The organism is uncultured Maritalea sp. (assembly GCF_937139385.1).
Lineage (GTDB): Bacteria > Pseudomonadota > Alphaproteobacteria > Rhizobiales > Devosiaceae > Maritalea > Maritalea porphyrae_A.
This window is the reverse complement of the sequence record NZ_CAKZPW010000173.1, coordinates 1-13,795: the sequence shown is the minus strand read 5'-3', so window position 1 is coordinate 13,795 and position 13,795 is coordinate 1. Positions and strand designations below refer to the sequence as shown.

At 49.0% G+C, this 13,795-nt stretch carries 13 protein-coding genes and 1 pseudogene; 11 read left to right on the top strand and 3 right to left on the bottom strand.

Translation table 11 applies throughout. The features are described from left to right. Window positions 1–141 precede the first annotated feature (141 nt). A complete protein-coding gene (locus Q0231_RS07550; protein ID WP_299346832.1) occupies window positions 142–765 on the bottom strand; it encodes a TetR/AcrR family transcriptional regulator in 624 nt (207 codons plus the stop codon). 248 nt (window positions 766–1,013) lie between these two features. Here Q0231_RS07550 and Q0231_RS07545 point away from each other — a divergent pair, with 248 nt between their 5' ends. From Q0231_RS07545 to Q0231_RS07515, 7 genes are all read left to right on the top strand, one after another. Further along, window positions 1,014–1,772: an ABC transporter ATP-binding protein gene (locus tag Q0231_RS07545; protein ID WP_299346862.1), complete on the top strand. Its 759-nt coding sequence runs from the start codon at window positions 1,014–1,016 to the stop codon at window positions 1,770–1,772. Between the two features lie 4 nt (window positions 1,773–1,776). Beyond that, entirely contained in the window at window positions 1,777–2,778 is a 1,002-nt protein-coding gene (locus Q0231_RS07540) for a branched-chain amino acid ABC transporter permease (protein WP_299346830.1), read from the top strand. Beyond that, the gene (locus tag Q0231_RS07535; RefSeq protein ID WP_269393183.1) at window positions 2,775–3,848 is read left to right on the top strand and encodes a branched-chain amino acid ABC transporter permease; all 1,074 of its coding nucleotides are present in this window, start codon (window positions 2,775–2,777) and stop codon (window positions 3,846–3,848) included. Before Q0231_RS07540 ends, Q0231_RS07535 begins: the two co-directional genes overlap by 4 nt. 21 nt (window positions 3,849–3,869) lie before the next feature. Next, window positions 3,870–5,096 carry an ABC transporter substrate-binding protein gene (locus Q0231_RS07530; protein WP_269393182.1) on the top strand — a complete coding sequence of 409 codons (1,227 nt, stop codon included), beginning with the start codon at window positions 3,870–3,872 and terminating at the stop codon, window positions 5,094–5,096. Window positions 5,097–5,176: 80 nt separating this feature from the next. Beyond that, window positions 5,177–5,971, top strand: coding sequence for an ABC transporter ATP-binding protein (locus Q0231_RS07525; protein WP_299346826.1), 795 nt, complete (start codon window positions 5,177–5,179; stop codon window positions 5,969–5,971). A gap of 30 nt (window positions 5,972–6,001) precedes the next feature. Beyond that, the gene (locus Q0231_RS07520; RefSeq protein WP_299346824.1) at window positions 6,002–7,828 is read left to right on the top strand and encodes a long-chain fatty acid--CoA ligase; all 1,827 of its coding nucleotides are present in this window, start codon (window positions 6,002–6,004) and stop codon (window positions 7,826–7,828) included. A gap of 50 nt (window positions 7,829–7,878) precedes the next feature. Beyond that, the gene (locus Q0231_RS07515; RefSeq protein WP_299346822.1) at window positions 7,879–9,663 is read left to right on the top strand and encodes an acyl-CoA dehydrogenase family protein; all 1,785 of its coding nucleotides are present in this window, start codon (window positions 7,879–7,881) and stop codon (window positions 9,661–9,663) included. A gap of 493 nt (window positions 9,664–10,156) precedes the next feature. Here the strand turns inward: Q0231_RS07515 and Q0231_RS07510 are convergent, their stop codons facing one another. Both Q0231_RS07510 and Q0231_RS16710 read right to left on the bottom strand, forming a co-directional pair. Continuing rightward, window positions 10,157–11,191, bottom strand: coding sequence for a site-specific integrase (locus tag Q0231_RS07510; RefSeq protein WP_299346820.1), 1,035 nt, complete (start codon window positions 11,189–11,191; stop codon window positions 10,157–10,159). 26 nt (window positions 11,192–11,217) lie between these two features. After that, a pseudogene (locus Q0231_RS16710) lies at window positions 11,218–11,364 on the bottom strand (excisionase family DNA-binding protein); the annotation flags it as partial. 101 nt (window positions 11,365–11,465) lie between these two features. On the opposite strand from Q0231_RS16710, the gene Q0231_RS07505 reads away from it, so the two are divergent. The 4 genes from Q0231_RS07505 to Q0231_RS07490 form a co-directional block, all read left to right on the top strand. Further along, window positions 11,466–11,858: a helix-turn-helix transcriptional regulator gene (locus Q0231_RS07505; protein ID WP_299346818.1), complete on the top strand. Its 393-nt coding sequence runs from the start codon at window positions 11,466–11,468 to the stop codon at window positions 11,856–11,858. After that, window positions 11,858–12,199, top strand: a complete 342-nt coding sequence (locus tag Q0231_RS07500) for a hypothetical protein (protein ID WP_299346816.1) — start codon at window positions 11,858–11,860, stop codon at window positions 12,197–12,199. The genes Q0231_RS07505 and Q0231_RS07500 overlap by 1 nt, the downstream gene beginning before the upstream one ends. Continuing rightward, complete coding sequence (locus Q0231_RS07495; RefSeq protein WP_299346814.1) at window positions 12,192–12,848, top strand: SAM-dependent DNA methyltransferase; 657 nt, start codon at window positions 12,192–12,194, stop codon at window positions 12,846–12,848. Before Q0231_RS07500 ends, Q0231_RS07495 begins: the two co-directional genes overlap by 8 nt. Further along, on the top strand, window positions 12,841–13,795 hold a 955-nt coding region (locus tag Q0231_RS07490; RefSeq protein ID WP_299346812.1), incomplete at its 3' end, for an Eco57I restriction-modification methylase domain-containing protein. The genes Q0231_RS07495 and Q0231_RS07490, both read left to right, overlap by 8 nt.

Genomic DNA, 13,795 nt, shown 5'->3' with positions numbered 1-13,795 from the left:
CCAAACTGAGACCAAGCAAAAATTACGTCCCCGTCACAACTCAATTTGTGGCGGGGATTTTTTTGCGTTTTTGCTTTTTGGGTTAAAAAGGAAGGTGTGGCTAAAGCTTCACACCCAACTCTTCGTCTATCTGCAAGCGTTTCAAGACGCGCCAATGCCGTTGGTCAGAAAAGAGAGATATGCCTTGGCGACCTCTTGAGGAGAAAGATTGCCCTCATCGCTATGCCATTTGGGTATCCAGTTCACACCACCCATGATAAATCGCGTGATAATTGGCGCCAGGTCCTGGCGAATGGAGCCATCTTTGGCACCCAATATGGCCAAGCCTTCCAAGCCTTCAGTTAAGGCGCGAGACCTTGCACGAATGCCCGCTTTTGCTTCGTTGGGCAGGGCGTCCACATCGCTTACCACGGCAATTGAGCCATTAGAACAATGCAGCACAATTAGGTTTTCAATAAAAAAGCTTAGCTGATCTAATCCGCTACCGTTCTCCGCTTTTGCCATCTCCAGCAATTCTTCACAAATATCGAGCGTGCGTTCATAGCAAGCCAAAAGCAATTCAGATTTGTTCTTGAAATAATAATAGATGGATGGCTTTGAGATCGAAAGAACGGCTGCCACTTCATCTAGTGATGTAGCCTCATAGCCGTTTTTGTTGAACAAATCGCTGGCTGCTCGGCACATAAACTCCAGCTTTTGGGAGCGAACATCCTCGCGCTTAAACGGAGATATGGTTTGATTTTGGATCGCGCTCATCGGGCTCATTTAGCTTCCAGCTCATTTTGCGGCGCCTCCGCCTTGTCGATGCAAGGGCAAAAGAGAATTCGCGTGTGTTCGCGAGAGGCAATAGCAAAGATTGTCTTGCGTGTACAATAACAGATTTTTCCTTGCGGTATATGGGTTTTTGACTTTGAGATTTATTGTTTGACTTCAAAGTCAGATTGCCCATAAACTCTTTGTTAACCTAAAATGACGGGAAAACCGCGTGAGGTGAACTGAGGGAGGATTGCGTGCTGTCAGTAGCTGATGTGCATTTGTCTTTTGGCGGCCTAAAGGCTCTGCAAGGGGTGTCTTTTGACGCGGCTGCGGGGGAAATTACCGGCATAATTGGGCCAAACGGAGCCGGTAAGACTTCTTTATTCAATGTGATATCTGGCTTTTACAAGCCCAACCATGGCCGTATCTTGTTTCAAGAAAAAGACGTGTCGCCCCTCAAACCCGACGCCCGAGCCCATGCGGGCATGTCTCGCACATTTCAAAACATCGCATTGTTTCGTGGCATGACGGTTTTGGACAACATCAAACTTGGTTGCCACACCCATTTGCGCGCCAACGTTTGGTCCAGTCTTATGTATTTTGGCAGCGCACAAAAAGAAGAGCTTCAAGCCCGCAAAGAAATTGAAGAGGAAGTCATAGACTTTCTTGAAATTGACCACATTCGCAAAGCACCAATTACGGCATTATCTTATGGCTTGCAGAAACGTGTTGAATTGGCGCGGGCGCTTGCCATGCGGCCAAAGCTTTTGATGTTGGATGAGCCCGTTGCGGGCATGAATCGCGAAGAAACCGCTGACATGGCGCGCTTCATTTTGGACGCGCAGGCGCGGTTTGGAACCACCATATTGCTGGTCGAGCATGACATGCATCTGGTTATGGATATATGCGCAAAAGTTGTTGTGTTAAATTTTGGCCGACAAATCGCCGACGGATCGCCAAAAGACATTGCACACAATCAAAACGTGATTGATGCATATTTGGGGCAGGCGGGGTAAGGCGATGCAATTTGCTCAATTTGTGATCAATGGTTTGATGGCAGGCGCGCTCTATGCCTTGATCGCAATTGGCATTGTTGCCGTTTACAAATCGACCCGCGTTGTGAACTTTGCTCATGGTTACATGATCATGATTGGCGCCTATCTATACTATACATTCGCGGTGTTGATTCCAGATATGACTTGGGCACCTTCTTGGTTATCAAGTTGGACGCCAGAATGGGTCGCTCAAGCAAGAGTTGGCGCCAAGATGTTTTCCCCAACAGCGGCGTTTTACGATTGGATCCCCAACATCCCACGGATCGTTTTTGGCCTTGCTGGCGCTATAATTGGTTCGGGTCTCCTCGCACTCTTCATTGAGCGTTACTTGATGCGCCCGCTTCTTGGACAGTCCAATTTTTCGATGATCATGGTCACCGTCGGTTTGATCTCTGTCTTGTCAGGGTTCAAAAGCCTCTTGTGGACCGGCGATGCTGCATCTGTGCCCCATTTGACACCAAATCCTGCGTTTCGATTGGACTTTTTTGGAACCCCTATTTTCATTTTCGGTGCCAACTTTATGTCTATGATCATCGCCGCGTTGATATTTGGGTTTATCGTTTATTGGCTGCGCCACTCATCCGCAGGGGTTGCCATTCGCGCCGTATCAGAAGACCAATCCACAGCCTATTCAATGGGCATCAATGTGCCGCGCGTTTTTGCGCAAGCTTGGTTGATTGCGGCGGCAACTGGTGCTGTGGCTGGCGCGGTTTTATCGGCACGCGACGGCGTATCCCCCTCGCTTGGTCTATTCGGCTTCTCCGTGTTGGCAATTGTGTTGATGGGCGGGTTAGATAGTTTTGTCGGCGTGTTTATTGCGGCGATGCTGGTGGGGGTCTTAGAGGCCTTGGTGCAATGGCAAATGGGCGGCACCTGGGTTGAGATCGCTCCATATGTTGCCGTGCTTATTGTCATTCTAATTCGTCCACATGGGTTGATGGGGCAGCCGGAGGTTGAACGAATATGATCATCGGCAACCGCAAGGTTTCTTATCTGGAGGATGAGAAGATCCTCAATAACGGATACAAAAAGGCGTTTGTTTACACAATGATCGCTTTGGCGATAGCGCTTCCTTTTTTTGCAGATGACTACACAATATTGATGGCCTCTCTTGTGGGGATCATGTTGATCGCGGTGGTGGGGGTCAATGTGGTGATTGGCTATACCGGACTATTGTCCCTTGGCCATGCAGGGTTTGTTGCCATTGGTGCCTATAGTGTGTCGATAATTCACAATGTGTTGGGCCACTGGGGGGTGCCGGATATTGTGCACCCATGGGTTGCGTTGCCCGGTGCAATGGCCGTCGCGGCGCTGATTGGCATATTGGTTGGATTGCCCTCGTTGCGGGTGAAAGGGATTTACCTTGCCGTTGCAACATTAAGCGCAAATTTCATCATCATCTTTCTCATTGAAATTGATACTTTTTCACAATGGACCGGCGGTCGACTTGGGCTAACAACCCCCGACCCAAATTTCTTTGGGTGGGTGCTTGATAGTCAGCGCGAGGTTTACGTGTTGATTGCGATATTCAGTTTTGCAACCATATTGATGGTGCAAAATCTCTTCCGGACCCGAATTGGGCGGGCATTCGTTGCCATTCGGGAAAAGGACTATTCGGCAGAAATATTGGGTGTTTCACTGCTCAAGTACAAACTAACCAGTTTTGCTATATCTGCGGCTTTTTGCGGCTTAGCCGGCGCGATGGCGGCCTATTTTTATGCCAAAATCTTGCCAGAGCAATTTGAATTGGCGCTCTCTCTACAACTGGTGGCGGCGCTGATCGTTGGTGGTATGGGGCGAACAATGGGGCCCGTTTATGGCACAATCATCATCGTGCTGGTGCCAGAATTATTAAAAATCGGCATGGGGGCTATGATGGGCAACTCCATCGAAGCAGCGCAATTGCGCGCGCCCATTCAAGAGATTGTATTTGGTGCATTGATCATCGGGTTTGTCTTGTTTGAACCCTTGGGCATCTCACAGATCATGGACCGTTTTTTTCGCGCGCTGAACAGATGGCCGTTCGCGCGGGGCTAACAATATGGAGGAGGAGATATTATGACTTTAGGTAAGAGCAATATTACGCGACGCAGATTTTTAAAGTCCGCGGCAGCAGCGGGTGCGGCAAGTTTGGCTATGCCAGCGATCGTTCGTGCGCAACCATCCCAATATATTATCGGTGCTTCACTGCCCATGACTGGACCATTTGCGACGGCGGGGCAACTCATTGCGCCCTCTTTGAAAATGTTTGAAGCCTTCACAAACCAAGCTGGTGGTATTGGCGGTGTGCCCATTCGTGTTGCTGTGGAAGATTCAGGTTATGTTGCGCAAAATGCGTTAGCTAACTACCAGCGGCTGCTGGCCTCTGAAGGTGATGCGGTCATTGGCTATTTTGGTGACTCTACCGGCTTCATGAAGCTTGTGGCGCCAGAGCTTAAAGGCGCTCAAGCGCGGCTGATGTCGTCAACATCGTTTGCTTCTGAATTGGCCAATCCTGAAACCAACCCCTACCAATTTATGGCCGGTCCAACATACGAAGACCAGTTTGATATCTTGCTCCAAAATATTGCGGCTGAAGGTGGCAAATCGGTTGCATTTATCCATTCAAACACAGAGTTCGGTTTGGACCCGATTGAGTTTGGTAAAAAGCGTGCGGCCGAGTTGGGCATTGAAGTGAAGCTGGTTGAAGCAACCAAGGCGCAAGGTGCGGATGTGGCGACCCACGTGACCAAGCTAGCCCAGGCAGACGCTGAATATTGCATTTTGCAGGGCTATGTGACCGGTGTTTGGCCGCAATTGATTGGCGGTGCGCGTCAGTTTGGATTGCCGACCAAATTTATGGGCACCTTCTGGGGCATGGAAAAGCTCATAGCAGATCGGGTGACGGCTGAGGCAGGGCCGTTCCTTGATGGCTATCAAGGCGTCATGCCATATCGCTATTTCTACGATTCAGAAGAGGCACCGCGTTATCAACAAATGGCGGCTTTCTCAAAAGAGCACTTTGCCGGCACGCCGTTGGAAAACTACATGCCAACATGGGGTTTGCAGGCCATGTTGTCGCTTGATTTGTTGGCAATGACCTTGGCCAAAACCGCTGAAGCGGGCAAAGAGCTGACCGCAGACAATGCGGCGGCAATGCTGTCAGAAATCAAGGACCATGATACGGGCGGCTTCTTTGGGCCAAATGCAACGATCAAAAACAACAAGATCGGCATTGGCAGGGTCTATCAATATTCAGCTGAAAGCAAGTTGTTCACGCCGACGTCTGATTGGCTGGAAGTATAGCGTGCAAACCCTGCGGGCTGTGCGCTCATATGTGCCCTCAGCCCGTTCAATGTCTTTTGCGAAAATGACCGGTGCCAAATATGTTGAGTGTTGAAAACATAGATGTGGTTTACCACCACACGGTGCAGGCCCTGCGTGGCCTTTCATTGGAAGTTCAAAAGGGCAAGATTATTGCACTCTTGGGCTCAAATGGTGCTGGCAAAACCACAACTTTGAAGACCGCATCTAACCTTGTGCAACTTGAAAACGGCCACGTCCGCGAAGGTCGGGTGATGTTTAAAGGTCAAAACATCGCACGTCTTTCCGCTGATGCACTGGTACACAAGGGCCTATTTCACATTCGAGAAGGTCGGCGGATATTTTCTGAGTTGACCGTTGAAGACAATTTAATGGCCGCATCCTATGCCCTAAAAGGGCGGGCCTCGCGGCCAGATTACGACAAAGTCTACACGTTTTTTCCTCGCCTAAAAGAACGCCGCAAGCAAGTAGCAGGGTATCTTTCTGGTGGGGAGCAACAAATGCTCGCCTTTGGTCGGGCTATGGTTGCGCAGCCCGAAATGATTTTGATGGATGAGCCTTCGTTAGGTTTAGCCCCTAAAATCATTACCGAGATATTCGATACAATTCGACGACTTAACACCGAAGATGGGATCACCATCTTGTTGGTGGAGCAAAATGCCCACCTGGCATTTTCTATTGCTGACTACTCTTACATTATGGAAAGCGGACAAATTGTGATGGAAGGTTCCTCTGACAAACTGCGAAATGATCCTGACGTACGCAGCTTCTATCTGGGTGTTGCCGAGGAAGGCGACGAAAGGGAAAGCTTTCGAGATGTGAAACACTATAAGCGCCGCAAACGGTGGCTGAGTTAGAAAAGCAATTTTATGGCGCGTTCCAACAGCATGCAGAATTATAGCGATGGAGTTTTTAAAACCGCAAACACAGTGGTGCACAATCTCGCGCGGGCGAATCCTGATCGCGTAGCGATCCGCCAAAAGCGCTTTGGGATTTGGAACGAATATAGTTGGGCCGACGTGGATCGGCTGACAAAGGAATTGGCTGCCGCACTTGTCGAACTGGGTGTTAAGCAAGGCTCCAAAGTTGGCATTTTGTCTGAAAACCGTTGCGAATGGGTGATGTCCCAATTTGCCATTCAGGCCGCTGGCGCAACAGTGGTGGGCATGTATCCAACCAGCCCTTCGGTTGAGATTGAGCATTTGGTCGGTGCGTCCGATACAGAATTCTTGTTTATTGAAGACCAAGAGCAGTTTGACAAAATTGTTGCGCTGGACGGGCAACTGCCAATTTTGAAAAAACTAATTGTCTTTGATCCAAAGGGCTTGCAGGGCGAAAGCTTTCTTGAGCTTCAAAGCTATGCAGATCTTGCCAAAAAGGGCCGAGAACTTTTTCCAATTCACGCTGCCGAGATTGAAGAGAGAATTGGGGCCACAAAGGCTAAGGATACCGCCCTCATGGTATTCACGTCCGGTAGTACGGGGGCGCCAAAGCCTGCACAGATTTCACATGGCAATTATTTTGCGGCTGGTAAACTGATCGACGACTTCTTTGGCGGTCATGTGTTGCAAGGCTCGAATATTCTAAGTTATTTGCCACTTTGCCATATCGCTGAGCAGGACATGACAGTGGTCAACGCTTTGGCGGCCAATCACATCATGAATTTTGGCGAGAGTTTACGCACGATCACCTTAGATTTGCGTGATGCAGCACCGGATCTGTTTTTTGGTGTGCCGCGCATTTGGGAGAAAATGCATGCTGGGTTGATGGTGCAGGTCAAAACAGCCCACCCAATCCAAACTTGGGTCACAGAAATGGCCCTCAATTCAGCTGAAAAGCGCGCACAAACACCACGGTCAAAATGGTCGTTTTGGCAAAGAGCGCGTAACCAATTTTGGGACGTGTTGATCTATAGACACTTGCGCAGTTTCTTGGGACTTGGACATGTCAAAATAGCAATCACGGCGGCTGCCCCAATATCACTTGATTTGTTGACCTTCTTTCGCGGAATTGGGGTCAATATTTGTGAAATATGGGGCATGACCGAAACCACAGGTGCAGCATGTATGCAGCCTGACTGGGGAGAGTGCGAAGGTCGTGTCGGTTTCTTTCCTGATGGCGTCGTGGCCAAAATCGCCAATGACGGCGAGTTGCTGGTAAAATGCGATATTGTTTTCAAGGGCTACTATCGCAATCCAGAGGCCACTGCAGCAACCCTAGTTGATGGCTGGTTGCACACCGGTGATATCGCCGCACACCATCCAGATGGCTCTTTTTCAATTGTTGACCGCAAGAAAGATGTGATGATCACCTCAGCGGGCAAAAATCTAACGCCTTCGCTGATCGAAAACACTATGAAAGCGTCCCATTTCATCAAAGAATGCATTGTGTTTGCGGACCGGCGACCCTATCCAACTGCGCTTGTGCAAATTGACTTTGAAACGATGCGTGTTTGGGCGGAAAAAGCGGGGATCACATATACGACCTTTCGTTCTCTGGCGGAAAACCCGGCGGTCGTGAAACTAATTGACCAGGAAATTGAGCGCCTCAACCAGCGACTGGCGCGGGTCGAACAGATTAAAAAGGTCAAGCTTTTGACCAAGGAACTTGATCATGATGATGGCGAAGTCACCGCAACACTCAAAGTGCGGCGCGCAAAGATCAATGAGGCTTACGCTGTTGAAATAGACGCGCTATATCAAGAGCATGCCTAAAGCGCGTGAAGCTATCTCGCTGCCAATAAATATTCCAAGGAGAACCAAGAATGCCGTTTAAAGCTCCAGTTGAGGACATGTTGTTTGTGTTGAACAACCTTTGTGATCTCGATCAGATTTCGCAAATGCCCGGCTATGAAGACGCGCAGCCTGACATGGTGGAAGCGATTTTGGGTGAAGCGGCGAAATTCTCGCAAGAAGTATTGGCTCCACTTAATAAGAAGGGCGATCAACAGGGCTCAACATTTGCCAAAGGCGAAGTTGCCACACCAGAAGGCTGGCGTGAGGCCTATCAACAGTTGGTGGAGATGGGGTGGAACAGCCCAAAAACCGGTGCAGAGCATGGCGGCATGGGCCTGCCGTCGGTGGTTAATGCCAGCATTCAAGAAATGTTCACTTCGGCCAATACCTCATTTATGCTAGCCCCACTCTTAACCCAAGGCGCAATTGAATCGATCGCTGGATTTGCTTCGCCGCAGTTGCAAGAAGTCTATTTGCCCAAATTGGTAACCGGCGAGTGGACCGGCACCATGAATCTCACTGAGCCTCAAGCAGGTTCTGATCTCGCGGCAATAACCTCCAAGGCAGTACCGCAAGGCGACCACTATTTGATTTCGGGTCAAAAGATATTCATCACCTATGGTGAGCACGATATGAGTGAGAACATCATTCACTTGGTCCTAGCCCGCTTGCCAAACGCGCCAGCTGGGGTGAAGGGGATATCCCTGTTCATTGTGCCAAAATTCATGGTCAATGAGAACGGGACACTTGGAGATCGCAATGATGTGGAGTGCATCTCGATTGAACACAAACTTGGCATTCATGCCAGCCCGACGTGCACAATGGCATTTGGCACAGCAAATGGCGCGATTGGTTATCTTGTTGGTGAGGCACATGAGGGGCTCAAATATATGTTCACCATGATGAATGCGGCACGTCTAGGCGTTGGTCTGCAAGGGGTGGGGATCGCCGAGCACGCAACGCAGCACGCCATTGACTACGCAATGGAGCGCAAACAAGGGCAATCGCCACAAGGGACCGCTCCAAGCATTATGGGCCATCCGGATATTCGGCGCATGTTGGGCTTGATGAAATCGCGGACCGAAGCGGCGCGAGTACTCGCCTATCGTGCAGCCGCCGCTGAAGACATGGCACATAAAGCTATGGATGCGGAGCAGCGTGCCTTTTTTCAACGTCGATTGGATTTGTTGATCCCAGTGGTTAAAGGCTGGTCAACCGAGCTCTGCGTGGATATTGCATCCTTGGGCGTGCAAATTCATGGGGGGATGGGTTTCATTGAAGAAACTGGTGCCGCCCAGCACTTCCGCGACGCTCGGATCACCACAATCTATGAAGGCACAACGGGCATTCAGGCACTGGATCTGGTTGGCCGAAAAATTAAACGGGATCAAGGGGCTGCTGCTATGGAATTGGTCCATGATATGCGCGAAACGGCGCAAAAAGCTTCCCAACGCACCGATGCTCATGTTGATTGGTCACAGGTGGAACAAGTTGCACAAGGTGCGGCCCAAGCAGTGGAAGATGTAACCAGATGGCTGGTGCAACGTAACGACCATTCACCACAAGCCGCAGCCGCCAACGTTCTCGAGCTCTTCGGTATTGCGCTTGGCGCATGGGCAATGGCCGACGCAGCAATTGCAGCATCAGATCAATTGATGATCGATAAGGACAACAAATTTGTGCGGACAAAACTAAAAACCGTCGCCTTCTATAACGCACAGGTCTACCCAAAAGCCGCCATGCTTCAGCAGGTTATATTCGACGCAAATGATGAAGTATTGAACTTCAATGCAAATGATTTCGAGGTCGCCTAACGCTCAACACAGCCGCGAATTCTTTTGTTGCACAATGAGCCACATAGTCTTTCTTGGGGCGCTGGATGGAATGGGGTCTGCTTGTGCCACAAAGCAGACTGCCCTGCGCCCTGTGAAGACTAACGCGGCTTTCAATTTCGATCATGGATCTAAACGCCAAACCATCGTCGGCAAACAACGGCAAATGACATGATGACATGCTCAGGCGTCCCGATGTCGGAAATACGAATTTAAAGAGACGCCGCAAATCCAACGCGATCCTGACAAATCTCGGCGCTATGACCTAGATACGCAAGGTGCTGATTACATTTTGATAATATTGGTGCACCCGACGAGATTCGAACTCATGACCTCTGCCTTCGGAGAAGGCTTGGCTTCTCCATATAATATTGATTTCATTATTTTTTCTCCGTTTTTGGGCTTACGTTTCTTACTGAGAACCGCTTGGAATTACATAGGGTTTTAAATCGTAGTGCGTTCTTTCTGCGTACCTTCAAAACCGATCTGCCAGCTCAGTGATGTGTTTGTTATCGTGATGGGCGTAGACCTTGCTCAGCGTCTGCATGGTCATGTTCAAATAGATCGATGCATCAATCATTTTCTCGCCTCTCTGTGCCATCCACGAGGCGCATGTGTGCCTCAAGGTGTGCGGTGTGACATCGGTGAAGCCAGCTCGTTTACTGGCTGAACGAAAGCCCTTCACAACGCTGATGATGCGGCGTGATGGGGCTCTCTTCTGGTGAAATACAAATTGAGCATCAGGACCGGCGGTCGCCTTCAGACGCGACAGGTGGCCATGCAGTTTTCGGCCAATCGGAATTTGAGCTCTGCGTTTTTTGGTACGTTCAGCACCAGCCTTGTTGAAGTCAATCGTCCTTCTTTCAAGATCAATCTGCGACCATTCCAAATCCATAATCGCGCCTCGTCGTGCGCCAGTGTAAACGCCAATAAGAATGAAATACGATAACTGCTTCTTCGCTCGAAACTCTTGGCGCGCCGACCAAATAAGCGTTGCGACTTCATCTCGGGTCAGCCACCGTTGTCGCGGAGGTGATTCAGAAGGAAGCTCAAGTTTCCCAAATGGCAACATCCTGTTCATCGCTGCGGCATGGTTCAAGGCAGCACGAAGGACTGATAGTTCTCGCCTGACTGTTGAGGGAGAACGAGGTGCCTTTTGACCATATCGCTTAAGCGTTTCACGGTTGATATGATCGACGGTCTTCTCGCCCCAGAATTCCAACAAGTGGATCATTGCATAGGCAATTCTGGTCGCTGCTGATTTCTCATCGCCTTTGAAGTCAGCATAGTCTGCCAGAACCTCGGCGATCAGAATGCGCCGGTGCTCCCTTGGTCTTCCAACGCCCCTTCTTTCCTTCAGGAACTCTTCGAGGACTTCTTCAGCTTCTCCGCTATCCGCTGTGCCCGTTGAACGCTCTTTTTGCCGTCCGTCGTGGTCGATGAAGCGAATGAAATAATAGGGCTTGTTTGCGCGTGTGATAAGGCGCGGTCCGGTTCTTCGACGTGGCATGGTTGGATTTCCGTTCTGTGCAAAAATTCATCAATTGCATCAGCGGGGATCAATATGCTTCCACCAACGCGATGATGCCTAATTTGCTTGTTGGCGATTAGATTACGGATACGGCGGACTGGCCAACCTATACGCTCGGCTAATTCTCGCGGAGACTCTAAGCTCTGGATCATTGGTGTAAATCCTGACACAATTGGTTTATCTACGGGTTGATTCGGAAATTTTGGGTTAAATACGAATCAATAGTGTTAAATATGAACCATATCGAGACTGAATGTCAATTGGTGCGCGCATAAGGGAAGTAAGGAAGGAGACTGGCAGATCACAAACTGTGTTTGCCAAGCGGTTTGATGTCTCACTCAGTGCACTGAAAGCCTACGAACTTGATGACCGGGAACCACCGGCATCATTCCTAGTGAGACTTTATACCGAAATGGCAATCGATCCGACTTGGCTACTCACTGGAGCCGGTTCAAAAACATCTGACATTCGCAGCCAAAACATTGTTGATGCCGTGATTGCGGTCCGAACATTCTCGGCAATAAAGCGAATTCAAATGGAGCCTGAACGGGAGGCTCGGTTGGTGCTCCTATTATCTGAATATTTTGATGAAGGTGGAAGCAACGACACACCCTTGGTTCAAAAAATGTTGGAGACAGCAACGTAATGAAGAAATTTGATAGCAGGTTAGAGACACGCACAAAAATGGTCCAAGAGCTCTTTGAGATCAGTGACGGCATGTCATTCACGAAAGACCAAAAGAGACCAAAAAACGACGTTCAGATCTACGGTATGCTTATGACGCTGATTGCTAGTGTTTTCGTCATTTGGTTTGGCGGAAAGCCTAACCATGACCTGACGACTATTCTGGGCATGCAGGGAATGTTTCTTGGCGGCTCTGTAATTTTGGCTGGCGAGCTCTCTCTCGCCGCCAAAATTGATTGGATCGTTAAATTTTGCGCAGAACACTTTTCCAAAAAACTAGAAAGGTGGCTGCCATTTGTCTGACAATTCGCAAATCAAGACCAAACAGCGCGTTGTCGATCATGGCGAGGTGTTCACTTCCGAAAGAGAAGTGAATGCAATGCTGGACCTCGTTGAGCAAGAAACCGTTCGAATTGATTCAAGATTTCTTGAACCTGCCTGTGGCAATGGTAATTTTCTTATTGAAGTGCTTCGGCGAAAAATGGCGGTAGTCGAAGAGCGTTATTGCAAAAACCAGTTGGAATACGAGCGAAATGCAATCATTGCGATTGGATCAATCTATGGCGTGGACCTTCTTGAAGATAACGTCATTCATTGTCGCAACCGCTTGAAGTCGTGTTTCGATGAAAATTACTCGCGCCTATTCAAATCCGAATGCCGCGAAGAATGCCGCTACTCGGTTGACTACGTGCTTAGTCGAAATGTCATCTGGGGTGACGCGCTCACTCTAAACAGAGTTGATGGCAGCAAAGAACCAATTGTCTTTTCCGAATGGTCACCCGTGAATGGAAGTATGATTAAGCGCCGCGATTATTCCTTGGCGCACTTGCTGGTTTATCAACCTATGGATGGCCCCAATCTGTTTTCGGATTTGGGCGATGAAGCTTTCATACCCAAGCCAGTAGCCGAGTTTCCACTCACCCATTATCTGAGGCTCCCGGACCATGATTGAAATCAATTACAATCCCGATGTGTTGAGCTGCCTAGCCAATTTGAGCAACGATGAAGTGTTCACGCCGCCAGCTCTGGCAAACCAGATTTTAGATCAGCTTCCCGCCGAATTGTGGTCAAACAAAAACGCGACATTTCTTGATCCGGTTTGCAAATCTGGTGTGTTCCTGCGAGAAATCGCTAAACGCTTGGTCCTTGGGTTGGAAGATGATTTCCCAAATGTTCAAGAGCGCGTCAATCACATTTTCACAAAGCAGTTATTCGGCATCGCAATCACCGAATTGACAGCGCTTCTATCAAGGCGTTCTGTTTACTGCTCAAAGAGTGCTGAAAGCAAATTTTCGGTGTGCGAAGGTTTTGAAACTTCGGATGGGAATATACGTTTCAATCAAATTCAACACACGTGGAAAAACGGTCGTTGCAAATACTGTGGCGCTAGTGAAGCGACATTTTTACGCGACTCGGAACTTGAAACCCATGCTTACCAGCTGATTCATACTGACAAACCAGAAAGTATTTTCAACATGAAATTCGATGTTATCATTGGTAACCCGCCATACCAACTTGCCGACTCAGGCTTTGGCACAAGCGCGGCACCAATCTATGATAAATTCGTCCTACAAGCTAAGAAACTTAACCCTAGATTTTTGACAATGATAATTCCTGCTCGATGGTTTGCTGGTGGAAAAGGCTTAGATGAGTTTCGCGAGACGATGCTGAAAGATGATCGCATTCGTTCAATTGACGATTATCTAAGTGCTTCAGACGTTTTTCCCGGCGTGGGACTAAAAGGGGGTATATGCATTTTCCTTTGGGATAGAGATAACCGTGGACCGTGCTCGGTAACCACGCACCTCAACGGGCGGCCTCCATCTGTTGCTCGTCGAAAACTGCTTGAAGAAGGAGCTGACGTCTTTATCCGGTTTAACGAGGGATTATCGATACTTA

Bases quoted from the DNA above. Each gene is read 5' to 3' on its own strand.
- Q0231_RS07550 (WP_299346832.1), bottom strand. From the start codon at position 765: ATGAGCCCGATGAGCGCGATCCAAAATCAAACCATATCTCCGTTTAAG.
- Q0231_RS07540 (WP_299346830.1), top strand. From the start codon at position 1,777: ATGCAATTTGCTCAATTTGTGATCAATGGTTTGATGGCAGGCGCGCTC.
- Q0231_RS07535 (WP_269393183.1), top strand. From the start codon at position 2,775: ATGATCATCGGCAACCGCAAGGTTTCTTATCTGGAGGATGAGAAGATC.
- Q0231_RS07530 (WP_269393182.1), top strand. From the start codon at position 3,870: ATGACTTTAGGTAAGAGCAATATTACGCGACGCAGATTTTTAAAGTCC.
- Q0231_RS07525 (WP_299346826.1), top strand. From the start codon at position 5,177: ATGTTGAGTGTTGAAAACATAGATGTGGTTTACCACCACACGGTGCAG.
- Q0231_RS07520 (WP_299346824.1), top strand. From the start codon at position 6,002: ATGCAGAATTATAGCGATGGAGTTTTTAAAACCGCAAACACAGTGGTG.
- Q0231_RS07515 (WP_299346822.1), top strand. From the start codon at position 7,879: ATGCCGTTTAAAGCTCCAGTTGAGGACATGTTGTTTGTGTTGAACAAC.
- Q0231_RS07510 (WP_299346820.1), bottom strand. From the start codon at position 11,191: ATGCCACGTCGAAGAACCGGACCGCGCCTTATCACACGCGCAAACAAG.
- Q0231_RS07505 (WP_299346818.1), top strand. From the start codon at position 11,466: ATGTCAATTGGTGCGCGCATAAGGGAAGTAAGGAAGGAGACTGGCAGA.
- Q0231_RS07500 (WP_299346816.1), top strand. From the start codon at position 11,858: ATGAAGAAATTTGATAGCAGGTTAGAGACACGCACAAAAATGGTCCAA.